The sequence below is a fragment of the Streptomyces catenulae genome, from assembly GCF_000718015.1.
In the GTDB taxonomy this organism is placed as follows: domain Bacteria; phylum Actinomycetota; class Actinomycetes; order Streptomycetales; family Streptomycetaceae; genus Streptomyces; species Streptomyces catenulae.
In genome coordinates this window covers 143,161-167,539 of the sequence record NZ_JODY01000003.1, presented here as the reverse complement: position 1 = coordinate 167,539, position 24,379 = coordinate 143,161, and the positions used below count along the sequence as shown (strand labels likewise).

At 76.0% G+C, this 24,379-nt stretch carries 17 protein-coding genes; 6 read left to right on the top strand and 11 right to left on the bottom strand.

Annotated elements, in window-relative coordinates; translation table 11 throughout:
* Positions 1 to 88: 88 nt before the first annotated feature.
* Positions 89 to 1,894, bottom strand: a complete 1,806-nt coding sequence (locus IF23_RS32425) for a protein phosphatase 2C domain-containing protein (protein WP_245654889.1) — start codon at positions 1,892 to 1,894, stop codon at positions 89 to 91.
* Positions 1,895 to 2,982: 1,088 nt separating this feature from the next.
* On the opposite strand from IF23_RS32425, the gene IF23_RS0104860 reads away from it, so the two are divergent.
* Positions 2,983 to 3,465 carry a DUF456 domain-containing protein gene (locus IF23_RS0104860; RefSeq protein WP_030280163.1) on the top strand — a complete coding sequence of 161 codons (483 nt, stop codon included), beginning with the start codon at positions 2,983 to 2,985 and terminating at the stop codon, positions 3,463 to 3,465.
* 16 nt (positions 3,466 to 3,481) lie between these two features.
* Here the strand turns inward: IF23_RS0104860 and IF23_RS0104855 are convergent, their stop codons facing one another.
* Positions 3,482 to 4,948, bottom strand: coding sequence for a bifunctional transcriptional activator/DNA repair enzyme AdaA (locus IF23_RS0104855; protein ID WP_037677357.1), 1,467 nt, complete (start codon positions 4,946 to 4,948; stop codon positions 3,482 to 3,484).
* Between the two features lie 311 nt (positions 4,949 to 5,259).
* Between IF23_RS0104855 and IF23_RS0104850 the strand changes: the two genes are divergently transcribed.
* Genes IF23_RS0104850 through IF23_RS0104840 form a run of 3 tightly spaced genes read left to right on the top strand, consistent with a single transcriptional unit; the run spans position 5,260 to position 8,788 of the window.
* Positions 5,260 to 6,645: an MFS transporter gene (locus IF23_RS0104850; protein ID WP_030280161.1), complete on the top strand. Its 1,386-nt coding sequence runs from the start codon at positions 5,260 to 5,262 to the stop codon at positions 6,643 to 6,645.
* Positions 6,646 to 6,677: 32 nt separating this feature from the next.
* Entirely contained in the window at positions 6,678 to 7,790 is a 1,113-nt protein-coding gene (locus tag IF23_RS0104845) for an NAD/NADP-dependent octopine/nopaline dehydrogenase family protein (RefSeq protein ID WP_030280160.1), read from the top strand.
* Complete coding sequence (locus IF23_RS0104840; protein WP_245654888.1) at positions 7,787 to 8,788, top strand: 3-hydroxyacyl-CoA dehydrogenase NAD-binding domain-containing protein; 1,002 nt, start codon at positions 7,787 to 7,789, stop codon at positions 8,786 to 8,788. The genes IF23_RS0104845 and IF23_RS0104840 overlap by 4 nt, the downstream gene beginning before the upstream one ends.
* Before the next feature lie 68 nt (positions 8,789 to 8,856).
* Here IF23_RS0104840 and IF23_RS0104835 read toward each other — a convergent pair whose 3' ends face one another.
* The 5 genes from IF23_RS0104835 to IF23_RS0104815 all read right to left on the bottom strand — a co-directional run bounded on the left by IF23_RS0104835 (position 8,857) and on the right by IF23_RS0104815 (position 15,718).
* Positions 8,857 to 9,618 carry an SDR family NAD(P)-dependent oxidoreductase gene (locus IF23_RS0104835; RefSeq protein ID WP_030280158.1) on the bottom strand — a complete coding sequence of 254 codons (762 nt, stop codon included), beginning with the start codon at positions 9,616 to 9,618 and terminating at the stop codon, positions 8,857 to 8,859.
* Entirely contained in the window at positions 9,615 to 9,977 is a 363-nt protein-coding gene (locus IF23_RS0104830) for a hypothetical protein (RefSeq protein WP_030280155.1), read from the bottom strand. The genes IF23_RS0104835 and IF23_RS0104830 overlap by 4 nt, the downstream gene beginning before the upstream one ends.
* Before the next feature lie 42 nt (positions 9,978 to 10,019).
* The gene (locus IF23_RS0104825; RefSeq protein WP_030280153.1) at positions 10,020 to 11,186 is read right to left on the bottom strand and encodes an acyl-CoA dehydrogenase family protein; all 1,167 of its coding nucleotides are present in this window, start codon (positions 11,184 to 11,186) and stop codon (positions 10,020 to 10,022) included.
* A gap of 197 nt (positions 11,187 to 11,383) precedes the next feature.
* The gene (gene rsgA, locus IF23_RS0104820) at positions 11,384 to 12,580 is read right to left on the bottom strand and encodes a ribosome small subunit-dependent GTPase A (protein ID WP_078653788.1); all 1,197 of its coding nucleotides are present in this window, start codon (positions 12,578 to 12,580) and stop codon (positions 11,384 to 11,386) included.
* 165 nt (positions 12,581 to 12,745) lie between these two features.
* Positions 12,746 to 15,718, bottom strand: a complete 2,973-nt coding sequence (locus IF23_RS0104815) for an AfsR/SARP family transcriptional regulator (protein ID WP_037677352.1) — start codon at positions 15,716 to 15,718, stop codon at positions 12,746 to 12,748.
* Between the two features lie 340 nt (positions 15,719 to 16,058).
* On the opposite strand from IF23_RS0104815, the gene IF23_RS0104810 reads away from it, so the two are divergent.
* Entirely contained in the window at positions 16,059 to 17,054 is a 996-nt protein-coding gene (locus tag IF23_RS0104810; protein WP_030280137.1) for an alpha/beta hydrolase, read from the top strand.
* A gap of 67 nt (positions 17,055 to 17,121) precedes the next feature.
* Here IF23_RS0104810 and IF23_RS0104805 read toward each other — a convergent pair whose 3' ends face one another.
* Positions 17,122 to 17,919, bottom strand: coding sequence for an AraC family transcriptional regulator (locus IF23_RS0104805; protein ID WP_030280136.1), 798 nt, complete (start codon positions 17,917 to 17,919; stop codon positions 17,122 to 17,124).
* A gap of 99 nt (positions 17,920 to 18,018) precedes the next feature.
* On the opposite strand from IF23_RS0104805, the gene IF23_RS0104800 reads away from it, so the two are divergent.
* Entirely contained in the window at positions 18,019 to 19,257 is a 1,239-nt protein-coding gene (locus IF23_RS0104800; RefSeq protein WP_245654887.1) for an MFS transporter, read from the top strand.
* Positions 19,258 to 19,307: 50 nt separating this feature from the next.
* Here the strand turns inward: IF23_RS0104800 and IF23_RS0104795 are convergent, their stop codons facing one another.
* The 3 genes from IF23_RS0104795 to IF23_RS0104785 all read right to left on the bottom strand — a co-directional run bounded on the left by IF23_RS0104795 (position 19,308) and on the right by IF23_RS0104785 (position 24,299).
* Positions 19,308 to 20,528 (bottom strand): acyltransferase family protein, encoded by a 1,221-nt coding sequence (locus IF23_RS0104795; protein ID WP_107126879.1) that lies wholly within the window; start codon positions 20,526 to 20,528, stop codon positions 19,308 to 19,310.
* A complete protein-coding gene (locus tag IF23_RS0104790) occupies positions 20,525 to 22,924 on the bottom strand; it encodes a glycosyltransferase (RefSeq protein ID WP_030280127.1) in 2,400 nt (799 codons plus the stop codon). The genes IF23_RS0104795 and IF23_RS0104790 overlap by 4 nt, the downstream gene beginning before the upstream one ends.
* A 796-nt stretch (positions 22,925 to 23,720) precedes the next feature.
* On the bottom strand, positions 23,721 to 24,299 hold the full coding sequence (locus IF23_RS0104785) for a TetR/AcrR family transcriptional regulator (protein WP_037677350.1): 579 nt from the start codon (positions 24,297 to 24,299) through the stop codon (positions 23,721 to 23,723).
* Between the last annotated feature and the right edge of the window lie 80 nt (positions 24,300 to 24,379).

Below are 24,379 nucleotides of genomic sequence, written 5' to 3'. Positions count from 1 at the left end.
CCGTCCCCTCCCATGAACCCATGAGGCGGCGGGCTCCGCCTCCGCTGCCACCCGGGCGGACGGCAACGGGGCGGCCCGGGACGGTGCGCTACGTGTCCCACACCCCGACGGCCGTACGGTCGCGGGCATGGCCCTTGACCCGGACCTGGGCGGAGGTGAGGAAGGAGGTCAGGCCGGGCGGCGGGCCGGAGAGGTCGGCGGCGAGGCGGTCGGCGAGAGCGGGTTCGTCGGCGAGCGGTTCGGCGAGCCCGGCGCTGCACAGCAGCAGGGCGTCACCGCGGCGCCCGGTGACGGTCGTGAAGAGGAACGGCGCGGGGCGCGGGGAGCCGTCCGCGTCCGCCCCCGGGCCGGTGGCCGACGGTTCGAGGTCCTCCCAGCTCCCGTCGCGCAGCCGCAGGAAACCGCCCTCGCCGACGCCGAAGAAGACCCGCGTACGGCACGCCGGATCGGCGGGCAGCAGCAGACAGCGCACCGCGGCCGGAGACTCCGGCACCCCGTCGGACCCCGCGGTGCGCTCCCGCAGCTTGCCGTAGCCGCGGTCGGCGAGCCGCTGGAGCCCGGAACGCAGGGCGCTGCGGTGGTCCGTCCGCAGGTCCTCCGCCAATCGGGTGCAGCTGCGCGCCACGGCCCCGCCGATCCAGGCACAGACGTCGTGCGCCGCCCGCGGGTCCCCGACGGCGGGCCCGGACGCGACGGCCGCCAGGATCAGCGTCTGCGCCCCGCTCCCGAACCGCGCCAGCAACAGCGCGTCCCGGCGCGGCGCCCCCCGGTAACGCGCCGAGTCCCCCCGCTGCGACACGGCCCGCACCGTGAGCGACCCGTACTGCGCCCCGTCCAGCACCGTGTCCGGCACCACCTCCCCCATCGCCCCGGGCTCGGCCACGGGCAACGCCACAGGCTCGGCGGCATAGGTCGGCGGCCGGTCACCGATGAAGGCGGGGAGTGGGGGTTGCGGGGGCTGGGCGGCTTCGGGGGGCTGTACGGGTGCGGGGGCCGGGGCGGCTTCGGTTTCCCGTGTGGCTTCGGTCTCCCCTGTGGCTTCGGTGGTCGGCTCGGGCTCGGGGTCTGTGGCGGCTTCGGTTTCCCGTGTGGCTTCGGTCCGCCGTGTGGCTGCGAGGGGTTCGGGACGCTCGGGTTCGGCGTCCTGTACGGCCGGGTCGCCCGGGGTGTCGGCGGGCTCCAGGGCTCCGGGGGTGGGCGTCGCCTCATCCGGGAGGGGCGTCGGCTCACCGGTGGTGGGCTCCGGGGCGCCGGAGAGGGGCATCGGCTCGCCGGCGGTGGGCTCCGGATCACCGCCGGTGGGCGGCGCTTCGGCGTCCGGATTCGGTGCCTCGGCGGGCGGGGTGGGCTCCGCGTCCGCGGTCGGCGTCCGATCGGGCGGCGGGGGCTCCGTGTCCGCGATGACCGGCGCTTCCTCCGGTCCGCTGTCGGGCTCCGGTCCGTCACCGGGCACCGTCCTGTCGTCGGCCTCCGGTCCGTCCCCGGTCCCGGAGGCGCCCTCGCTTCCGGGCGCGGCCCCGCTCCCCGGTGCGGCCTCGGCGTCCGGCTGCGCCTCGTCCCGTGGCGCGGGCTCCGGGTTCGTCGGCTCCAGGGGCTCCGACGCGGCAGGGAGCGGTTCCGCAGGGGACGGTTCCGCAGGGGCCTCGGGCTCAGTCGTCGGTGGCCGTTCGTCGGGGAGCGGCTGTGGTGCGGGAGGTGTTCGTACGCCCGCGTGGGGGCGGGCGGAGGGCAGTTCCTCCGGGGGCAGCAGTCCGGGCGGCAGCGTCCCGGAGCGGAACGGCCACGGCGGGGCGTCGGCGGCGGAGAGGCCGACCGGCAACTCCTCCGGCGGCAGCAGCCCGGGCGGGAGCAGTCCGACGGCCGGGAGCGGGGCGGGGCGGGGCGCGGCGGCCACCGGCCCGGCCGGGCGCGGAGGCGCCGGGGCCGGGGGCACCGGGGCGGACGGCGGAGGAACCGCGGCGGCCGAGTCCCCCGCCGCCACGGGCAGCTCCGGGCCCGCCACGGAGGGATCAGCGGAGGGCCCCGGGGACGGGACGGGGACATCCGGGGCCGTCACGGACGGATACGGGGACCGCGGGGGCACCACGGCGGAATCCCGGGAGCCCACGGCCGGGCCCGGCACCGTCGGCCCCACGGGAGCTTCCGGGGCACTCGCGGCGGCCGGACCATCCGGGGTGCCCGGGGCACTCGCGGTAGCCGGGCCGTCCAGAGCACCCGCGGCAGCCGGGCCGTCCGCGGCCCCCAGGGAACTCGCCGCGGCCAGGTCATCCAGGGCACCCGGGACACCCGCGACCGCCAGACCGTCCGGGGCGCCCGGAACACGCACGGCGGCCGGGCCGTCCGGGGCACCCGGAACACGCACGGCGGCCGGGCCGTCCGGGTCACCCGCCCCACCCGACGCCCTCCCGCCGCCCCGTCCGCCGTACCCGCCCGGCGCGCTCCGGGCTCTCCGGCCGCTCGGTGTGCCCGGGGCATCCGCCGCGCCCGGGGGCGTGTTCAGTGCGCGGAGTGCGGAGGCGACGCGTTCGTCGAGGGTGTCGGTGGCTCCGGACGGGCCGGTGTCGGCCGGGGCGGGGAGGGCCGGGCCCGGGGTGCCGGGGCCGTGGCCCGGATGGTCCCGGTCCGGACGGATGTCGCCGTAAAGCTGCCGCCACCAGTCGTCCTCCGGCCCGCGGCATGGTGCGCCCTGCTGGTTCATGCGCCGTATTGTCCACGCGCCGGCGGCGGGGAAACAGGGCGCGAAGATGTGTTCGCCCGGACGTTCCGCCGGACGGCCCACCGGCCCCCGACCGCCCCCGGCGCGGCCGCGAGCCGGTCCGGGGGACGCGTACCACGGGAGCGGGGGCCCGGCGTCCCGGTGGGACCGGTCCGGGGAGCGCGTTCGGGGCACGTCCGGCAGGCTTGGGCCATGAGCGTGCGCAACGTGCCGCAACGGGGGACCGCCGTGGCGGGGGCGGTGGACCGGCCCCGTGGGGGCGCCTCATGAGCGGGTGGCAGCTGTGCGCCGTCGGGCTGGTGCTGCTGCTGGGACTGTTCGGGGTGCTGGTGCCCGGCGTGCCCGGGACGCCCATCGTCTGGGCGGGGGTGCTGTGGTGGGCGATGACCGAGCAGACCTCGCTCGCCTGGACGGTGCTGATCGCCGCCACCGCGCTGCTCCTGATCCAGCAGGCGGTGAAGTTCCTGCTGCCGACGCGGAACCTGCGGGCCGTGGGGACCCCGTACCGCGTGCTGTTCCTCTCCGGCGCCGCCGGGATCGTCGGGTTCTTCGTGATCCCCGTGATCGGCGCCCCGCTCTGCGCCCTCGGCGCGCACTACCTGCTCGAACGGGTCCGGCTGGGCAGCCACGGCGACGCCTGGGCCGCCACCCGTACAGCGATGCGGGCGATCGGGCTGAGCGTGCTGGTGGAGCTGTTCGCCTGCCTGCTGGTGGTGGGCGCGTGGGCGGGGGCGGTGCTCGCGGGGTGAGGCGCGGGCCCGGCGGTCACCCGGTGGCGGGCGCGGGCAGCGCGAACTCGCCGGGCGGGACCAGCCCCGCGCTCCACAGGTGGTGCAGGGCGTAGGCGCGCCACGGGCGCCACGCCTCGGGGGCGCCGTCCGGGCCCGCGTCGGGGTCGCCCAGGGCCCGCATCCGGAGGTGGCCGACGGCCCGGGCGCCGACACCGGGCAGCGTCCGCAGGACATGGACGGCGGCGGCGCGGTCGGCGCCCGCCCCGAGGTCGAGGGTGGCGTCGGCGAGCGCCGCGCACAGCGCCCGTACCGGGGCCGGGACCTCGGCGGAGAGGAGGGCGCCGGGGGCCGGGAAGACATGGGTGAGACCGCCGTCGGCGGCGTCCAGCGGCTTGCCGTGGGCGGCGACCAGCTCCGCGGCGCGCTCCGGGGGCCCGCCGAGCACGGTCCGTACGGCCAGTTCCTCGGGGTCGGCCGCGCCCGGTGAGCGCAGCCCGGGGCGAGCGGCGACGAGCGGGCCCAGCAGCGGATCGCCGCCCAGCCGCTCGGCGACGGCGTACGGGTCGGCGTCCAGGTCGAAGAGGCGGCGCAGCCGCTCGACGGCGGTGGCCAGATCGCGCGGGTCGGTCAGCCGCAGCCGGCACTCCAGCCAGCCGCCGCCCTCCGGGGTCCGCCCCGGCTCCCCCGTACGCCGCCGGGGCGGGCCGCCGGTGGCCTCGTCGACCTCGGCGATGGCGGTGCCGTAGCTGAGCCGCAGGGTGCGCCGGTAGGTGCGGCGACCGCGCGGGCCGACCGTCTCCTCGATCCCGGGCACGGCTTTGGTCGCGAGGAAGTCGAAGAGCGCGGTGGCGGCGTACGGGCCGCGGTGGGCCAGGCGCAGCGGTATGCCGTGGGGCGCGGGGCCGTCCGCCGCGCGCCGGGTCCCGGAGCGGGCCGGGCCGTGCGGCGCGGCGGCGCGCAGTTCGCGCGGGGTGGCGGCGTAGATCTCCCGCATCGTGTCGTTGAACTGCCGGATGCTGGCGAACCCGGCGGCGAACGCCAGCTCCGTGACGGGCAGCTCGGTGGTCTGGAGGAGCACCCGCGCGGTGTGCGCGCGGCGCGCCCGGGCCAGCGCCACCGGGCCCGCGCCCAGCTCGGCGGTGAGCTGCCGCTGCACCTGGCGGGTGCTGTAGCCGAGGCGGCGGGCGAGCCCGGCGACGCCCTCGCGGTCGACGACGCCGTCGCCGATGAAGCGCACGGCCCGGCCGACCAGGTCGGCGCGGACGTTCCACGCGGCGGAGCCCGGTACGGCGTCCGGGCGACAGCGGCGGCAGGCCCGGAAGCCGCCCGCCTGCGCCGCGGCGGCCGACGGGAAGAACCGGACGTTGGCGCGTTTCGGGGTGACCGCCGGGCAGCTCGGGCGGCAGTAGATGCCGGTCGTCGTGACGGCGAAGAAGAACTCCCCGTCGAACCGCGCGTCCCGGCTCGACACCGCTTCGTACCTGGTCTCGTCATCCCTCACACCCCCAGTGTGCGCCGTGCCCCGGCCCCGGACCGGCGGAAATCGGACGTCGGGGTGGGGCCGGTCGGGGGGCCGGGGGCGTCCGGGCCCGGCGGCGGGACGCATCCGTATGCGCCGTCCCCCCGCGATTTCCGGCCGTCGAGGTACGGCCGCAAGAGCCGCGGACGGCGCGGATTTCCGGGCTCCGGGGCGGTAACTCCCCGGTACGGCACAGGGATTGGCTCGGTGGCCGGATGTCCGGAGCACGGCTACGGTATGGCCCTCGCTGCACCGCGTTCCGGGCACCACCGTCCCCCGATGAGGCGCCGTTCATGACCGAGCAACTGACTCCGGAGAACCCCAGGTCCACGCGGTACCGGACCTATGTCGTGACGATCTGCACCGCCGCGTACGTGCTGTCGTTCGTCGACCGGCAGGCGCTGTCCCTGATGATCGAGCCCATAAAGCGCGATCTCAGCCTGACGGACACCCAGTTCAGCCTGCTCAGCGGGCTCGCGTTCTCGATCCTCTACGGGGTGATGGGGCTGCCCGTCGCCACGCTGGCGGACCGCCGCTCCCGCCCCGTGATCATCTCCGTGGGCATCGCGCTGTGGAGCCTGGCCACCACGCTCTCCGGGCTCAGCCGGAGCTTCGCGCAGATGTTCCTCGCCCGGGTGGGCGTGGGCGTCGGGGAGGCGGCGCTGACGCCCGCCGCCTACTCGATGTTCAGCGACCTGTTCCCCAAGGAGCGGCTGGGCCGCGCCCTCGGGATCTACGCGCTCGGCTCGTTCCTCGGGGGCAGCGCCGCCTTCTTCATCGGCGGATACGTCATCGGCCTGGTCAAGGACGTCCGGACGGTCGCCCTGCCGCTGGTCGGTGACGTCCACGCCTGGCAGGTGACCTTCTTCGTCCTCGGGCTACCCGGACTGCTGCTGGCGCTGCTGTTCCTCCTGACGGTCCGCGACCCGGCCCGGCACGGACTGGCGCGAGACGCCTCGGGAGCCGTGCGGCGGGTGGCGATGCGCGAGGCGCTCGCCTTCCTCCGCGGCCATGCGAAGACGTTCTCGTTCCACGTCGTGGGCTTCTCCCTCTACGGGATGGTGCTCCTCGGCCTGATGTCGTGGGCACCGGCCTTCTACCTCCGGACGTTCGGGATGAACCCGACCCAGGTGGGGTACGCGCTGGGCGCCGTCGTGCTGGTGGCCAACGGCGCGGGCGTGCTCTTCGGCGGCTGGCTCGTCGACCGGCTCACCCACCGCGGCCACCCGGACGGGTCGATGCGCGCCGGGCTGGTCGGAGCGGTCGGCATGGTGGTTCCGGTCGTCCTCTTCCCGCACGTCAGGCCGGTGGGGCTGTCGCTGGCGCTGCTCGCGGTCACCATGTTCTTCGGCTCGTTCGCGATGCCCGCCTCGACCGCGGCCATGCAGGTGCTCAGCCCCAACCAGGTGCGCGCCCAGGTGTCGGCGCTCTTCCTGCTGGTGTTGAGCCTGAGCGCGGTGGGCGGCGGCACGACGCTGGTCGCGCTGGTCACGGACGAGGTCCTCGGCTCCGAGGCGCGGATCGGGACGTCGCTGTCGCTGGTCTACGGGATCGCCGGGGTCCTCAGCATCGGGCTGCTGTGGCTCGGCTGTGCGCCCTTCCGCGACAGCATGGCCCGTCAGGAGCGGCTGGCCGCCCGGGAGCCGCTGGGCGCGGTCCCGGACGGTGCGGTCGGCTGAGACCGGAGCGCCCACCGAAGGGAACGGCACCCATGGACCTCACGATTCTCGGCGGCGGGCACGGCGCCTTCGCCGCTGCCGCCGCGCTCGCGGACGGCGGCCACACCGTGCGCTGGTGGCGCCGGAACGCCCCGGCCCTGGCCGCCCTGGGCGAGCGCGGCACCCTCGGGCTCCGGGACCACCGGGGGCTGCGGCAGGTCCCGGTCGGCGCGGCGCCGCGGCCCGGGGCGATCCGGCCGGTGGCGGACCTCGCCGGGGCGGTGCGCGGCGCCCGGCTGGTGGTCGTCCCGCTCCCGGCGACCGCCCACACGGACCTGGCGCCCCGTCTGGCGCCGCTGCTCGGCGACGGGCAGGTGGTCCTTCTGCCGCCCGGCACCTTCGGCACGGTGCTCTTCGCCGAGGCGCTGGCCGCCGCGGGGAACCGCGCGCGGGTCGCGTTCGCCGAGACCGGCACGCTGCCCTACCTCGCCCGCACCCACGGCCCGGACGAGGTGGCGGTCAGCGCGTACGCCACCCGGCTGCCCACCGGCGTGTTCCCCGCCCGGTCGGCCGAGGGCGCGTTCCGGGTACTGCGCGAGGCGTACCCGGCGGTCGAGCCGGTCGAGGACGCCCTGAGCGGTGCGCTGATGAACGCGGGGCCGGTGATCCATCCGCCGCTGATCCTCATGAACGCCGGTCCCCTCGAACACCATGCGTCCTGGGACATCCACCAGGAGGGGACCCAGCCGTCGATCAGGCGGGTGACCGACGCGCTGGACGCCGAACGGATCGCGCTGCGCCGGGAGTTGGGGTACGGCGCCCCGCACTTCCCGCTCGCCGACCACTATGCGACGGCGGGCGACGAGTGGATGTACGGGCGCGGCGCCCACGGGAGGCTCACCGACAGCGGGGACTGGCGGGAGCCGGTCGATCTGCTCCACCACCGCTACCTGACGGAGGACACCCGGCTCGGGCTGTCGTTCCTGGTGTCCACGGGGAGGTGGGCGGGGTGTCCCACGCCGGTCGCCCAGGGCCTGCTGAGCATCGCCTCGGCCGTCACCGGCACCGATCTGTACGCACGGGGCCGCACCTGGGAGTCGTTGGGGCTCGCCGGTCTGACGCGTCCCGCGCTCCGCGAACTGCTCCAGGAAGGGTTCTCACGGTGACGGACACGGAGCATCCCCGGGTGGTGGTCGTCGGCGCGGGCCGGATGGGGCAGGGCATCGCGCTCGCCTTCCTGGCCGCGGGGCGGGACGTGACGCTGGCGGACGTCAAGGAGACCGACGGGGACCGGGCGCCCTACCGGAAGGCCGCCGAACAACAGGTCCTGGAGCGTCTGGGCGCCCGGCCCGCGCACGGGCCCGGGCGGGCGCCACGGCTCACCGTGTGCGACCGCGCGGCGGCCGCGGCGCCGCTCGCCGCGGCGGACGTGGTCTTCGAGGCGGTCCCCGAGGTCCTGGAGGTCAAACGGTCCGTGCTGTCCTGGGTGGACGCCACCGCGGCCGGTACGGCGGTGATCGCGTCCACCACCTCGACGTTCCTCGTCACCGACCTCGCCGCGCTGGTCCGCGACGGCAGCCGCGTGGTCAACGCCCACTGGCTCAACCCCGCCGATCTCATGCCGCTGGTCGAGGTGAGCCGCAGCGAGGACACCGACCCCGACCGGGTGGCCCGGCTGACCGCGCTGCTGCGGGACATCGGCAAGGTCCCGGTGGTCTGCGGGCCGACCGCCGGATACATCGTCCCCCGGCTCCAGGCCCTCCTGATGAACGAGGCCGCGCGGATGGTCGAGGAGGGCGTGGCGAGCGCCGCCGACATCGATCAGGCAGTACGCGCCGGACTCGGCCCCCGCTTCTGCGTGCTGGGCCCGCTCGAATTCATCGACTGGGGCGGCGGGGACATCCTGTACTACGCGTCGCGCTACCTCGCCGCCGAACTGGGCGACCGGTTCCGCGCGCCCGCGGTGGTCGAGGAGAACATGACGGCCCGGCGCCGCGGACTCCAGGACGGCACCGGCTTCTACCACTACGCGCCCGAGGACGTCCCCGCGTACCGGGCGGGCCGGGTGCGGGAGTTCGAGGAGCTGCTCCGGCTCCGCGCGGCCGGACTCCGCGCCGACGCCGCCTTTCCCACCCGTCCGGTCGCGCCACCGGAGCCGGAGTGAGCCGCAGCCGGACGGCCCCGCGGGCACCGGCGCCGACGCCGTGCCCGCGGGGCCCCGGGAGGCGCAGGTCAGCGCATGTGGAGGCCGCCGTTGGCGTCCCAGCAGGCGCCGGTGACGGTGTCCGCGTGCTCCGAGGAGAGCAGCACGGCCATGTCCGCGATGAACTCCGGCCGCCCCAGCCGCCCCACCGGGATCGTGGCCTCGATCTGCGCCAGCCGCTCCGGGGCGACGGTGCGCCGGACGACGGGCAGATCCTGCGGGCCGGGCGAGATGGCGTTGACCGTCACGCCCCGGGCGCCCAGATCGCGGGCGAAGACCTTGGTGAGCGTGGCGACGCCGCCCTTCGCCGCGGCGTAGTGCGCCCCGGTGGCGGTGCCGCCGTTCTGCCCGGCGAGGGAGGCGATGTTGACGATGCGTCCGTAACCGCGCGCCGCGAAGTACTCGCCGAACACCTGGCAGCCGTAGAACGTGCCGTTGAGGTTGGTGTCGACCACCCCGGAGAAACTCTCCGGGGTGATCTCCATCAGCACCTCGACCTTGGAGTGCCCGGCGTTGTTCACCAGGACGTGCACGGCGCCCCACCGCTCGGTCAGCCGGTCGCGCACGGCGGCGAAGGCGGCCTTGTCGCGTACGTCCAGCGCCAGTCCGACGGCGCTCCGGCCGGTCGGGTCCAGCTCCTCGGCCGCGTCGGCGGCGGCAGCGGCGTCCAGATCGGTCAGCGCCACCCGGAAGCCCCGCTCGTGCAGCCGCCGGGCGATACAGCCGCCGAGTCCGCCCGCCGCGCCCGTGACCAGGGCGACCTGCCGGTCGTCCGCCGCCTCGTCGCTCATCGGGTCACATCCGGCAGCGGACGGCCGATCCTGGCCTCGATCTTCATGTAGCGCCACAGCCCGTACTCGCCGACCTGTACGGCGCGGAAGAGGTTGCAGGCGTCGGCGACCGTGCGCTGGTCCACAACGTCGGCGAGGACGTAGCAGGTCCACGGCCAGGAGTCGGACGGGCCGACCATGTGCTGGTCGTCGTCCATCGTGCCGAGCACCTCGACCCCGGGCAGGGCGTGCAGTTGCTCCAGCATGGTCACGGTGCCGTCCCAGACGGTCTTGTGCTGCCCGGTCGGCAGATCGAAGAAGTTCTGGTTGACGCCGATGCAGAAGAGGACGCGCAGGGGCGCGTCGGGGGTGCCGGACATGGTGGTGCCTTTCCGATGGGTGACGGATGCGGAGTGACGCGTTCAGAGAAACCCGGGGAAGGGCCGGGCGTCCAGGAGCACGGCCCCCGCACCGTCGTACATGGTCTCCTGGAGGAACGCGTGCTGCGGGACGACCGAGGCGTCGCGCAGATAGCGCTGCATGGGGCTGTCGTCGGCGATGGCGCGGATCCCCGCGAGCTGGTAGGCGTCCCGGACCACCTCGAACGACGTCTTGGCGGCGTGCGCCGCGGCGAGGCGCAGCAGACCGGTCTGCCGGTCGGTGGCGGGGTCGCCGCGCTCGACGGCCTGCCACACCTCCTCCGTGATGTCGTGGAAGAAGGCGTGGACCGACCGCAGTTGCGCCTCGGACCGCCCGACGGAGATCCGGTACGAGGGGCGGTCCGCGGCGACCGGCCCGCCCGTGTAACTCGCCCGTCCGCCCTCGGAGATCACCTGGTCGAGGGCGGCGCGGGCCACCCCGAGGCCCACCGCGGCCAGGACCTGCGCGGCGTAGGGGACCGTCGGGTAGCGGTAGAGGGGTTCGTCGACCGTGGGCGGGCCGCCGCGGACGAACGTCCACTCCTCGGGGACCACCGCGCCGTCGACGACGAGATCGTGGCTGCCAGTGCCCCGCATGCCGATGACCTGCCAGTTCTCGGCGATCTCGACCTGCTCGGGCCGTAGCAGCGCGGTCAGCGGGCGGCCCGCCCGGTCCTGGCCCACCGTGATCCCCACACCCAGTACGTCCGCGCCCAGGCAGCCGCTGGCGAACTTCCAGCGCCCGGCGATGCGGTAGCCGCCGGTGACCGGTTCGGCGGGCTGGAGGGGGAAGAGACCGGCGGCGAAGACCACATCGGGGCCGTCCGCGTACAACTCCGCCTGGGTGTCCGGCGGGAGCGCGGCGAGATAGCCGAGGGACGAGCCGAAGCTGGCCACCCATCCGGCGGAGGCGTCGACGGCGGAGATCCGCTCGATGAGCCGGAGGAACCGGCCCGGCGGCAGCGGCTCACCGCCGAACCGGCGTGGCGTGGCGGCGCGGTAGAGCCCGGCTTCCTTGAACGCGGCGATCACGTCCCGGGGCACATGCCGCTTCTCCTCGAATTCGGCGCGCCGCCGGGCGACCAGTTCGAGGACCCGGGCGAAAGCCGCGTCGCCCGGGCTCGCCGCCGGAGCGGCGGATGACGGAAGGGCGTCCCTCGCATGCGTCATGAACACATCCTCTGCCGACTCCCGGGCGACCACGGCGTATCGCCCCGCCCACAACCTAGGCGCGGCCACCGCCCGCCTCAACGGGGCCGCCGGTCGCGCCCGGCGCGCCGGACGTGGCGCCCGAAGGTCCGGCGCGCCGGGGCGCCTTCGCCGGGTCCGCGATCCGGACCCCGGCGAAGGCGCCACCCGGTGCGGCCCTACCCCCGGCGGCCGGTCCCCCGCTTCCGCGCCGACCGCTCCCGCCCCTCGGCCTGCTTCAGCCGCCACTCGCGGCGCATCTCGGCCCGCAGCCGGACATCGGTCTTCGCCACGATGCGGCGGTTCTCCCGTTGCAGCTTGCGGTAACTGTCCAGGCGCCGGGCGGACAGCAGCCCGCCCTCGACCGCGTCGCGCACCGCGCAGTCCGGCTCCGCGCCGTGTACGCAGTCGGGGAAGCGGCACCGCGCGGCCAACTCCTCGACGTCCGCGAACGTCCGGCTGAGCCCGCCCTCGGCGTCGTACATGCCGACGCCCCGCAGCCCCGGGGTGTCGATCAGGACGCCGCCGCCGGGCAGCGGCAGCAGATCGCGGGTCGTGGTGGTGTGACGGCCCTTGCCGTCGCGGTCGCGGATGGCCTGTACGCGCTGGGCGGGCCGTCCGGCGAGGGCGTTGGCGAGGGTCGACTTGCCCGCGCCGGACCGGCCCAGCAGCACCGTGGTCCCCGCGGCGAGCGCGGCGGCCAGCGCCTCGGTGCCCTCGCCCGTCTCGGCGCTGACGGCGAGCACCCGCACCCCCGGCGCCGCGCCTTCGACGTCCGCGACGAGCTGCGCGGCGCACACCGCGTCCGTCACCAGGTCCGCCTTGGTCAGCGCCAGCAGCGGCTGCGCGCCGCTCTCCCAGGCGAGGGAGACGAACCGTTCGACACGGCCCAGGTCGAGCGGTTCGGCGAGCGACACCGCGATCACCGCGTGGTCGACGTTGGCCGCGAGGATCTGCCCGTCCGACCGTTTCGACGACGCCGACCGCACGAACGCGGTACGGCGCGGCAGCAACGCCCGGACGAGACCGTCCCGTTCCGGCCCGACCCGGCCGTTCGCCAGGTCGATGACGGCCCAGTCGCCGGTGCACGGCACCCGCAGCGGATCACCGGTCGCCACCGGCGCGGTGTCCACGAGCACGGTCCGCACCCCGGCACCGTCCGCCACCACGGCGTCCACCCGCCCCCGGTCGACACGGACGATCCGCCCGGGCACGAACCCCCGCTCGGGAGGCCCTTCGTACGGGCCCCGGCCGCACGCCCCGGCCCGGGGTACGGGCGGGCGTGAGGGGACGGCGTCTGCCGTCGGTGGTGGGTCAGCCGGTGGCCACGGAGGTGAACGGTATGAGCTTCTGGAGCGGGGCGATGCCCCTCGCAACGGCAGCCATCAGCCGCACCTCCCTCTTCTTCGGCGACGAGGCCCCGTCGGCGTCGTCCGCAACGCCTCGACGGTAGCCTCCGGCGCCCGGCCCGGGCCACCGATTTTTCCCGCGGCCGTGCCCGGCGGGCGGCCCGCCCCGGACGGCACCCCGACGGGCGCCCCTCACGGCAACTCCCCCCGCCCCGCCGCCCCGCTCTCCCGGAGGGCCTCCAGGGCGAGGGTGCGTTGGTCGGGGTGGGCGGCGGCGCCGGGGAGGGTGAGGACGGTGCGGAACTGTTCGCGGGCCTCGGGGAGGCGTCCGGCGGTGGCGTAGGTGCGGCCCAGGCGGTTGCGGATGTCCATCTCCAGGCGGTCGCGGTGGGGTTCGGCGAGCGGGGAGAGGGTGCGGTGGCGGGCGAGGGCCTGGTGGTGGAGGGCGGTGGCGGCGGGGAGGTTTCCGGCGCCGTGTTCGGCGGAGCCCATACGGGTCAGGACGATCGCGTGCAGCAGGGCGTCGCCGGAGCGTTGTGCCAGGTCGGCGGCGTGCCGGTAGAGGGCGCGGGCCTCGCCGAAGTGGCCGAGGTCGAGGTGGACGTCGGCGGTGGAGGCGAGGGTTTTGCTGATCATGCGGGGGCGGCCGTTGGCCTCGGCGTGGGTGAGGGCGGCGGTGTAGCAGGCGAGCGCCTGCGCGTGGCGGTGCCGGGTGTGGTGGAGGGCACCGAGGACGCAGAGGCCCATCGCGTTGAGCCAGTTGTCGCCCAGGCGGCGGGCGACGGCCAGGGCGGCGGTGAGGTGGACGAGGGCGTGGTCGGGGCGGCCCGCCTGGAGTTCGACGGTGCCCAACCCGCCGAGGGCCCGGGCCTGTTCGTAGAGGTCGGTGTGGACGCCGTCGCGTTGCAGCACCTCGGTGAACCAGACGCGCCCCTGGTCGTGACGGCCCTGGTAGACGTCGGTGATGCCCAGGCAGTTGCGCAGCGCGCCGGGCATCCGCGGGTCGCCGCACTCCTCGGCGTGGGCGAGTGCGGTGCGCAGTGCGGCGCGGCACTCGTGGTAGCGGCCACGGCGGGCGAAGTAGTCGCTGAGCGCCTCGGCGATCCAGCACGCCTGGTCACTCTCGCCGAGCGCCGCGGCGTGGGCGACGACATCGGCGAGCTCTCCGCCCGCCGCGTCCAGCCAGGCGTCGGCGTCCTGCCAGCCGGTGAACGGGGCGTCGCCGGGCCGCGGTCCGGTGGGGAAGCCCTCGGGGCCCCAGTCGCTGGTGAGGCGGCCCGCGTCGAGGTAGAGCCGGAGCCCGGCGGTGCGCGCCGTGGCGGACTCGTCGGGGTTCTCCGCGGCGAGGCGGCGGGCGTGCGCCCGGACCAGGTCGTGCAGGCGGTAGCGGCCGGGTCCCGGCTGGTGGAGCAGACCGGCGTCGACCAGGCCCTCCAGCAGCCGTTCGGCCTCCGGGGGCGGCCGGTGCAGCATCGCCGCCGAGGTCAGGACGTCGAACTCGACGGTCGGGGCGCCGCCGAGCGCCCGGAAGCCGCGCCGCTGGTCGGGGGCGAGATGGTCGTACGAGAGCCGGAAGGCGGCCTCCACGCTGCGGTCCCCGGCGCGGAGTTCGCCCAGTCGCCGTTCGTCGCCGGTCATCCGCTCCGCCAGGGAGGCGAGGGTCCAGGCGGGGCGGGTCTGGAGGCGGGCACCGGCGATGCGCAGGGCGAGCGGGAGGCCGTCGCAGAGGCGGACCAGTCGGCGGGTGGCGGCCGGTTCGCGGTCCGCGCGGGCGGCGCCGACCAGGTCGCGGAGGAGGGCCAGTCCGTCGCCGCCGTCCAGCGGTTCGAGGGTGACACGGCGGTCGGCGTCGAGTCCGGGCAGCCGTCGGCGGCCCGCCACGAGCACCGTGCTGCCGGGTCCGGCGGGCAGCAGCGGCCGTATCTGCCCGGCGTCGCGTACGTCGTCGAGGACGAGGAGCAGCCGCAGGGCGCTGGTCGCGGCGCGCCAGGCGGCGGTCAGGTCGTCGAGGTCCTCGGGGACCTCGCTGCCGGGCGCGCCGACCGCGCGCAGCAGCCGCCGCAGCACCCGCTGCGGGGCGCGGGGGCGGGCACCGGCGCTGTGGGTGCGCAGGTCGACGAAGAGACAGCCGTCGGGGTGGCGAGGGCGGAGGGTCTTGGCGGTGTGCAGGACGAAGGCGCTCTTGCCGACACCCGCGACGCCGTCGACGGCGAGGACGGTGACGCCGTCGGCCGTCGTCTCCTCGGTGAGCAGGGCGTGTTCGGCGGTCCGGCCGATGAGGCGGGTGGGTCCGGCGGGCAGGTCGTCGACGACGCGGCGGGGGCGCGGCGCCGGGCCGGGCGGGGGCGCGGCGCCGGGGGCGCGGGGGCCGCGCAGCTGTGCGTCGTCGCGGCGGAGGACCGCCTGGTGGGCGCGGCGCAGCTCCTCGCCGGGGTCGACGCCGAGTTCGTCGCGGAGCCGGGTGCGCATCTCCCGGTGGACGGCGAGCGCGGCGGCCTGCCGTCCGGCGCCGTACAGGGCGCGCATCCGCAGGGCGGCGAGCGCCTCGTCGTAGGGGTCGGCGGCGCAGAGCGCGGCGAGGCCGTCGAGGGTTTCGGCGCACCGGTCGAGGTCGACCAGGCAGGCCAGCCGGTCGCGGCGGAGCGTGGCGCGGTGCCGGGCGAGGCGTTGCCGTTCGGCGTGGGCGAAGGGGCCCGGGAGGCCGGTCAGCGGGGCGTCGCCGAGGAGGGTGAGGGCCCGGCCGAAGCGGTCGGCGGCGGTGGCCGGGTCGCCGTCGGTCCAGGCATGGTGGGCGGCGGCGGTGTGGGCGGCCAGTTCCGTGGTGTCGAGCAGGACGGCGTCGGCGCACAGGCGGTAGCCGCCGCGGTCGCTGCGGATCACCGACGCCGTGAACGGGGTGCCCGGCGGGTCGAGGGCCTTGCGCAGCGGATAGACGTAGCTGGGCAGGACCCGGCGGCCGGTGGGCGGTGGCTGGGCGCCCCAGACGTCGTCGAGGAGTTGTCCGTGGCTGACGCGGGTGTCCGGCCGCAGCGCCAGCGCGGCCAGGACCGCCCGTCGCCGTACCGGGCCCAGCGCCAGCGGTGTGCCGTCGCGCCAGGCGCGTACCGGGCCCAGCACCGCGATGCGCCGGCGCGCCGCCCCGTCCGGTCCGAAGTCTCCGTCCATGTCCGCCCCCTGTCGCCTCAACAGAATTTCATCGGCATTTCAGCGCCCGCCGCAAGGGTGGGCGCGTCACCACCGGCGCCATGGGGGACGCGGGGGACACGGGGGACCAACGGGGCCTGGGGGGAACGGCGATGGCGGGCAGCGGACGCGATGCAGGGGGCGTGCGCCCGCTGTGGTGCGCCGGATGCCGCGGCGGCGCGCTCCCGGGTACCGGCGCACGGGTCACGGCCCCGGACTCCCCGGCTCCCGCGGGCGTACCGCCCGGGCGGCGGGGAGCGGTGGCGTACCCGAGCTTTCCGCGGCACGCGCCTCGGCCGTGCCGCCATTCGACCTGGAGGTCATGTTGAGCGAGCACCGCACGAGCCGACGGAACGTGCTGAAGGCCGTCGGCGGGGTATCCGCCGCGCTGGCGCTGGGCGGGGCGGGGGTCCTGGCGGCCGCGGCTCCCGCCGGTGCGGCGCCGGGCGACGGCGCCGGGCTGCGCATCGTCGAGCGCAACGAGCACGACTCCCGGATGTGGTTCTACCGCTTCGCGACCGACGCCATCGCCTGGCAGCCCGCCGTCAACGTCCTGCTGCCGGACGACTACCACAGCAGCGGGCGCACCTACCCGGTCCTCTACCTCTTCCACGGCGGCGGCACCGACCAGGACTTCATGACCTGGGACCGGCTCGACATCCGCCGGTTGACCGCCGGGAAGCCGCTGATCGTGGTGATGCCCGACGGCGGCCACGCCGGGTGGTACTCCAACCCGGTCAACTCCAACACCGGGCCGCGCAACTGGGAGACGTTCCACATGGCCCAGCTGATGCCGTGGGTGGAGGCGAACTTCCGGACGTACGCGGAGTACGAGGGCCGGGCCGTCGGCGGGTTCTCGATGGGCGGCTTCGGTGCGCTGAAGTACGCGACGAAGTACCCGGACCGCTTCGCGTCGGTCAGCGCGCACTCGGGTCCGCCGAGCCTCCGCCGCGATCTGGGGGCCGTCGCCAACTGGGCGAACATCTCGGCCGCCGCGCTGGACCTGGCGGGCGGCACCATCTACGGCGCGCCGCTGTGGGACGAGGCGAAGGTCAGCGCCGACAACCCGATGGAGCACCTGGACAGCTTCCGCGGCAAGCGGGTCTTCCTGGTCGCCGGGACGAGCCCCAACCCCGTCGACCCGTTCGACGTCCTCAACGAGGTCGAGGTCCTGCGCGGCCAGCGGGAGTTCCGGGCGGCGCTGGACGGCGCCGGGATCCGGTACGAGGCGCACGAGGAGCCCGGCGGGCACTTCGTCCGGCCCGCGCGGGCGCAGGAGGACATCAACGGGATCGTCGCGCGGCTGAAGAAGGCGTGAGACGGCGGGGCGGCCGGTCCGGGGGATCCGGCCGCCCCGGCGCCGCGTACCGCCCGCGCGCGGCCCGCTACCGGGGTGCGGCGGCGGGCGGCGGGGCGGTGAAGTAGCCGCTGGGGGTGGTACCGAGGGTGCGGCGGAACATCGCGGTGAAGGCGCTGGGGGTGGCGTAGCCGAGGGCGCCGGAGACGGCGGTGACAGGGGTTCCGGCGGCGAGCAGGGTGACCGCGTGGAGCAGCCGGGCCTGCTGGACCCAGCGGGCGGGGCTCATGCCCGTCGCGGCGGTGAAGCGGCGGTGCAGTCCGCGGGGGCTGAGGTGGGCGTGGGCGGCGAGGTCGGCGGTGGACCAGCGGGCGCCCGGGTCGCGGCGGACGGCGGCGCAGACCCCGTCCAGCTGGGCGTCGCCGGGGGCGGGCAGATGGAGCGCGGGGAGCGGTTCGGGGGCGAGCTGGAGGAGGAGCAGCCGCATCAGGGCGCCGTCGCGCCCGTCGGGGTCGTAGGCGACGGGGATGCGGGTGGCCTCGTCGATGAGTTCGCGCAGCAGCGGGGAGACGGGGACCACGGCGGGGTCGGCGGGGAGGTGTCCGGCGGCGGCCGGGTCGATGTAGAGGGTGCGCATCGCGACGGCTCCGGCGCAGGTCATCGCGTGGGTGAGCCCGGCCGGGAGCCAGGCGGCGCGGGTGGCGGGGACGATCCAGGTGCCGTGGGCGGTGGTGACGGTGATCGCGCCGGTGGTGCCGTAGAGGAGTTGGTGGCGGCGGTGGCGGTGCGGCGGGATGTGGTGGCCGTCGGGGAGGTCGCGGGCCATCGCGGCCAGCGGCCGGGGGACGTGCTGGTAGTCGTCCCGGTCCTCGCTCTTGCCGTACACGGTGCCGCTCCTCTCCGCCCGCCGTCCCGGCCGCTTCTCGACAGGGGACGGCCGGGGTTCGAAAGTATGCCGTCCGGCGCCGCCCTAGCGTCGGGGGCTGTGCAGCAATTCACTTCTTCCGCCCAGGTCAGCGACGGTACGACGGGCGGTCCGCCGCCGCTCGGCGGGCGGTCGCCGGTGCCGTTGCTGGCGGTCGCCGCCGCCGTCACGGCCGCCAACGTCTATCTCAACCAGCCACTGCTGGACGCCGTGGCCCGCTCCTTCGGCACGGATGCCGGGACGCTCGGGGCGCTGCCGACCGTCACCCAGGCGGGGTACGCGGCGGGCATTCTGCTGCTGGTACCGGCGGGCGACAGCCACGACCGGCGGCGGCTGATCCTCACGCTCGGATGGGGGTCGGCGGCGGCGCTCGCGGTGTGCGCGGTGGCGCCGTCGGTGTGGTGCCTGCTGGTGGCGGGGTTCGCCCTCGGGGTGCTGTCGCCGGTGCCGCAGCTGCTCACCCCGCTCGCGGTGGCGCTGGCGGACGCGCCGGGCGGCCCGGCGGCGGGACGCGGCCGGATCGTCGGTACGGTGCAGGGCGGACTGCTCGTCGGGGTGCTGGCCTCGCGTGCGTACGCCGGGGCGCTGGCGGAGCTGGCCGGGTGGCGGACGGTGTACGCCGTCTCGTGTCTGCTGACGCTCGGGCTGATGGTGGTGTTGCGCCGGGCGCTGCCGCAGCTCCCGGCCGCCGCGCCCGCCTCCGGGTCCGGCTACCGCGCCACGCTCGCCTCGCTCCCCCGTCTGTGGTGGCGTCCGGTGGTGCGGGTGGTGACGGTGTCGGGGGCGCTGGTGGGGGTGGCGTTCGGCGCGTTCTGGACGACGCTGACGTTCCTGCTGGCGGACGGCCACGGGCTCGACCCGGCGCGGATCGGACTGTTCGGGCTGGTGGCGGCGGCGAGCGCGGCGGCGTCACCGTCCGCGGGGCGGCTGGCGGAGCGGTGGGGGCGGCGCGGGGCGACGGCGGCGCTGACCGGGCTGGTGGTCGTCGGGTGGCTGGTGCTGCTGCCGGGGACCGGTTCGCTGTGGTGGGTGATCGCGGGCGTGATCGTGCTGGACGTGGGGGTGTGGGGCGGGCAGGCGGCCACCCAGACGGTGCTGTTCCGCCTCGATACGGCGCTCCACAACCGGCTCAACACCCTCTACTTCACGCTCCGGTTCCTCGGGATCGCGGCCGGTTCGCTCTGCGGTGCGCTGGCCTGGACGGCGGGCGGCTGGCCCGTGGTGGTGGCGACCGGCTGCGCCGCGGCGCTGGCCGGGCTGCTGGTGGGGCTGTTGCCGGTCGGGGACGCGGACCGGTGAGGGCGCGCCGCCGGAGCCCGTACGCGGCGGGCTCCGGCGGCGCGTGGGCGTCACGCCGTGGCGGGCGGCGCCTCCGGGTAGAACTCGCGGGGGCGCCCCCGGCCGTCCTTGAGGCGGCCGAGGAGGCCCGCCGGGTACTCCAGGAGCCAGTAGCTGAGCCAGGCGACGGGCAGCGCCGCCGCGAGGACGAGCAGCACGGCGAGCGGGAAGCCCGCCTGCTGGGCCGGGAGCAGTCCGGCGCGGTGCAGTTGGAGCATGACCGGCTCGTGCCAGATGAAGAGGCTGTAGCTGCACAGCCCGACCAGGGTGAGCCACCGGGCCGTCAGGAAGCGGTTCCAGACGGTGCGGCGGCGGATCCGCAGGGTGGCGTAGAGCAGCACCGCCCAGAGCGCGGAGGCCAGCGGGTGGTAGTAGGTGAAGGCCGCGTTCTCCGGGGCGGAGAGCAGCGAGAGGGCGTAGAGCGCGGCGAGGACCGCGGCGGTCAGCGGCAGGGCGACGGCGCGGCGCGGACGGCCCCGCTCCCCCAGCGCCGTGGTGAGCACCGCGAGCCCCATCCCGGCGGCGAACCCGCCGAACCGTGCCGCCGGGCCGAAGTACACCACCCAGTCGGTGTGCGGGACGCCGAGCCCGTGGTGGGCGACGGCGATCCAGACCCACGGCAGGGCGTACAGCGCCGCGCAGCCCGCCGCGCAGACCGCGATCCGGGCACCGCGCCGCCGCAGCGGGCGGCAGGCGCGGACCGCGAGCGGCCCGAGGACGACCAGCACCAGGTAGAAGCAGACCTCCAGCGACAGCGACCAGCTGGGGCCGAGCGTGTAGAAGATCCGCCGCTGGTCGAAGAGGTGGGTGAAGGTGAGGTGTTCGGCCAGGTCCCGCCAGTCGCCGGGCAGGTCGGGGTTGCGGGTGGCCCAGACGGTGAGGACGGCGAGGACGTACAGCGGCAGGATCCGCACGGCGCGGCGGAAGAGGAAGACCCGGGCGGTACGGGTGGCGCCGCCGTCGATGGCGGCGCGGGCGTACGAGAGGGTCAGCAGGTACGCGGACATCACGAAGAACAGGTCGATGACCTCGAACGACAGGGCCGCGCCGATCAGCGGCTGGTCGATCGGCGGATGGCTGCCCGCGGCGTCGTAGCGGTGGTACTGCTGCCAGACGTGGAAGAGGACGGTGCTCAGCGCCGCGAGACCGCGCAGCCCGTCGAGGTCGGAGGCGCGCGACCGCCCGGTGGCGGGAGCCGGGGTGGCGGGAGCCGGGGTGGCGGTGGTGGTCATCGGCGGGCCACCGCCCGGGAGACGGCGCGCGGGGTGACCCGCCACTGGCGGTCGCCCAGCGCCTCCTTGAGGTGCGACTGACGGGCCACGATGTTCTTGAAGTGGCTGTAGAGGACGGTCGAGGCGGCGAAGTAGAACCAGAACCACGGGGTGCGGCGGCGGATCTCCGGCACCGCGAGCCGCCGGGCGAAGAGCGCCTGCACCGGCCCCGCGGAGAGCGTCAGCAGCGTGGCGAGGACGCCGACCGGCACTGCCCAGTCCAGGTGGGTGGGGCCGCCCGCGCGCCAGCAGGCGTACAGCAGCACCGGCAGGATCTGGAGGGTCAGCCAGGGCTGCACCTCGCGCCAGCCGAGCAGCACGAAGAGGCCGAGCTTCTGCCGGGCGGTGAAGACCGGGGAACGCAGCGCCCGCCACAGGTGTGTGAGGGTGACCTGGAGCCAGCCCTGTGCCCAGCGGGTGCGCTGGTTCCACAGGGCGGTGGCGGTGGTGGGCGCCAGTTCGCGGGAGAGCAGGGTGCGGTCGACGGCGAAGCGGGCGCCCTCGCCCAGGGCGCGGAGGGTGGAGTCGATGTCCTCGGTGAGCATCGAGCCGTGCATCCGGGTGCGGGCCAGCAGATCGGTGCGCCAGAAGCCGTTGGAGCCGCCGAAGAGCCCGAAGCCGTAGAGGCGGGCGCGTCCGGGGTGGCTGACCGCGTAGATCGCCTCGAACTCCACCGCGACGAGCCGGGCGATCCGGGAGCTGTCACCGTTGCGGATCACGCAGTGCCCCTGTACGACGTCGTAGCCGTTGGACAGCCAGTGCCAGGCGTCGCGGAAGGCGGTGGGCGCCGGGTGGTGGTCGGCGTCGAAGATGCCGACGAACTCGCCGCGCACCCGCGTCACCGCGGCGTTGACGTTCTGCGCCTTGGAGGTGGACCCGGCGACCGGCAGCAGCACCAGCCGGGGATCGCGCCGGGCGATCTCCCGCAGGGTGTCCTCGACCGGCAGCGGATGCGGGGTGTTGTACGCGAGGACGATCTCCAGCTCGCCCGGGTACTCCAGCCGCAGGAACGACTCGACGGTCTCGACCAGCGTCGCCGCCTCGTTGGGCAGATACGCGGCGATCACGGCGCTGGCCGGTGGATAGGGCGCGCCGGGCTCCGCCGGCCGCTCGGGGGCGTCCAGCGAGAAGAGGCATTCGACGACGATGAGCAGCGCGGACAGCACCAGACCGGCGACGACCACCCAGTACATCGCGGAGCCCAGCTCCCAGCCGAGCGCATGGGTCTGCCGGTAGAGGAGGTAGGGCACGCCGACGCCGAGGAGCAGCGAGAGCGCCGGGGAGAGGGCGGAGAGCGGCGGGCGCAGCAGGGAGCCGAGGGTGCGGCGGGGGCGGCGGTGCGGGGCGCCGCGCATCCAGGCGGCGTGCCGTACGGGCCGCAGATCGCGGTGGCGCAGCGCCTCGGTGGCGGCGTCGGCGGCGAGGCGCGGGCCCCGGTCGGCGTCGGGGCAGGCGGTGAGCGGCAGCCAGCCGATGGCCGGGGTGAGGCGGACGTGTTCGTCGGCGACGACGAAGCGGGTCCCGGCGACGGTGGTGGCGAAGTGCTCCAGGGCGCGGCGGGCGGTGTCCTCGTCGACGCCGGGCAGCAGCATCAGCAGCTGTCCGTCCTCGTCCCAGCCGAAGCGGTCGCAGGCGGCGCCGAGCCGTTCGGCGACCCCGGCGAGGCGTTCGGCGACCTCCCGGCGGACGCGCGGGCCGAGCCGGGTCTCCAGGGCGGCCATCTCGGCGACGGCGACGACGGCGAGCGCGCCGCCGCTGCGCCCGGCCGCGGGGCGCCGCAGTTCGCGGTCGAGTTCGGCGCGGAAGTGGCGGTGCGAGTAGAGGCCGGTGCGCGGGTCGAGGAGGAGGTTCTCGACGGGGACGGGGACGCGGCGGAGCTTCGCCTCGATCCGGGCGGCGAGTTCGGCGGGTGCGGAGGCTTCGGGGACGCAGTCGTCGGCGCCGTGGCGCAGGACGGCGGCGACATCCGCGGCGCCGACCACGATGAGCGGCAGGGCGCGGCCCGCGGGGGCGGTGCGGATCTCGTGGACGAGGTCGAGTGCGGGGCGCGGGGCCGGGCCGTCGCCGGGCGGTGCGGCGGGCTCGCCCGGGTCGAGGGCGACGACGGCGTCCGGCGGTGCCTGGCCGACGTGGTGGGCGAGGCCGCCGGGCGGGGCGTGGCGGACGGTGTGGCCGGTGGCGGTCAGGGTGTGGGTGAGCCGGTCGCGGCGCGGCCCGGGGGCGCCGACGAGGAGGACATGGCCGGTGGTGTGGTGGGTGGGGGCGTCCGGTGGCGCCACGGCCCGGGCGTCGTCGGGCGGGGGCGCGGTGGGTCCGGCCCCGGGCGGGGAGGTGGGTGCGGGGTGCGAAGTGAGCACCGGTGAGGGTCCTTTCTTGCCACGGTCGGGGCCGGGCCGGTGCGGGACCGGGGCGGTGTCCTCGGCGGGCGTCCGGGTCGCGGGGCCACGTCGACGACACGTCCGCGGTCCGGCGGGCGGCCCGGTCCGGGTCAACTGCCGTGTTGCTGACGCGCGTTCACGGATGGCGCGGCGCATGCGGGCGGGGCCGCGGGGCACCGGGCCGGTGAGGGGCGGGTCTCACCCGCGCCGTCTCGCCCGGTGGCGTGGCGCGGGGTGGCAGGCGGCCGGGTGTCGCACCGCACCCGGCCTGTTTGTTGAATACATGACAATCTCGGCGTCGCGGTGACGCCTCCGGGACACGGTGCGGCGGGGCGTGGGGCGCCCGGGCACCGCGGCCCGCCGCGCGCGGGCACGGCTCGGCGGAGTTCGCATGTGCAGGTCCCATCCTGATCGGATCGTGGGGGGAGGACCGGATGTGAGCACCGAGCACCCCTGCGGGCCCCTCGGCACCGCCAGCCTCACGGACCACTGTGACGCGCCACCGTCATCCACGTAACGCTCTTGTGACGTCGGGGTGTTGGGGTCCTGTACCGGGGACGTCGGCCGACAGCCGCGGCACCGGTAACGACAACCGGCCGCGCGGGGAGCGAAGTTGACTCTCGTGTACGAACGCGAAGAATTCCGGGGGGGGGACGGGCGCCCCGGCAGGCGTACGCGACAGCGCGACCGGCCTCCGGGCGGGCGCCCGGTGGCACCCCCCGGCACGGGAGTTGACCCGTCCGCCGGGCCGGAAGCCCGGCTCACCGGCCCCCGCTCACCCCTCTCCGCGGGGCCCGTCCAGCAGCTCCGCGACCAGCTCGCGGACGTACCCGTCGTGTGTGCCGGGGAGCGAGAAGACGACCCGGAAGTAGAGCGGGGCGACGATCCGGTCCAGGACCCGCTCCAGGGACGGGGGCGCCTCGCCGCGCTCCCGTGCCGCATCGAGGGCGGGCCGGAAGCGTGCGCTGACACGGTCCAGACACTCCCGCAGCCCGGCGTGGCGTTCGTCGATACCGGGGGCGACCTCGGCGCGGAAGAAGGCGATACCGCCGGGCCGGGACAGCTCCGTCAGCGTCCAGGTGGCGCGGCGCTCCAGATCGGTACGGAGATCACCGGCGAGCGGGGGCGCGCCGGCGTCGTCGCGGTGGCCGGCGACATCGGCCAGGAGCGCGGCGACGGAGCCCCAACGGCGGTAGAGGGTACTGGAGTTGACCCCGGCGCGACGGGCCACGGCAGGGAGGGTGACCCGGTCGGCGCCGTGCTCGGCCACCAGCGCGACCGCGGCGTCGTGCACGGCGGCACGGACGCGGCCACTGCGGCCACCGGGCCGTTTCGTCGAGGCGTCAGCGTTCACCCCACCATGCTAAAGCAGAGACTTGTGCGTTAGCGAGCGGCATGTCTACAGTCGCTCTAACGCAGAGATCTCTGCGTTAG

Coding starts and splice junctions, on each gene's coding strand:
- IF23_RS0104860 (WP_030280163.1), top strand. CDS start 2,983: ATGAGCGGGTGGCAGCTGTGCGCCGTCGGGCTGGTGCTGCTGCTGGGA.
- IF23_RS0104850 (WP_030280161.1), top strand. CDS start 5,260: ATGACCGAGCAACTGACTCCGGAGAACCCCAGGTCCACGCGGTACCGG.
- IF23_RS0104845 (WP_030280160.1), top strand. CDS start 6,678: ATGGACCTCACGATTCTCGGCGGCGGGCACGGCGCCTTCGCCGCTGCC.
- IF23_RS0104835 (WP_030280158.1), bottom strand. CDS start 9,618: ATGAGCGACGAGGCGGCGGACGACCGGCAGGTCGCCCTGGTCACGGGC.
- IF23_RS0104830 (WP_030280155.1), bottom strand. CDS start 9,977: ATGTCCGGCACCCCCGACGCGCCCCTGCGCGTCCTCTTCTGCATCGGC.
- IF23_RS0104825 (WP_030280153.1), bottom strand. CDS start 11,186: ATGACGCATGCGAGGGACGCCCTTCCGTCATCCGCCGCTCCGGCGGCG.
- IF23_RS0104815 (WP_037677352.1), bottom strand. CDS start 15,718: ATGGACGGAGACTTCGGACCGGACGGGGCGGCGCGCCGGCGCATCGCG.
- IF23_RS0104810 (WP_030280137.1), top strand. CDS start 16,059: ATGTTGAGCGAGCACCGCACGAGCCGACGGAACGTGCTGAAGGCCGTC.
- IF23_RS0104795 (WP_107126879.1), bottom strand. CDS start 20,528: ATGACCACCACCGCCACCCCGGCTCCCGCCACCCCGGCTCCCGCCACC.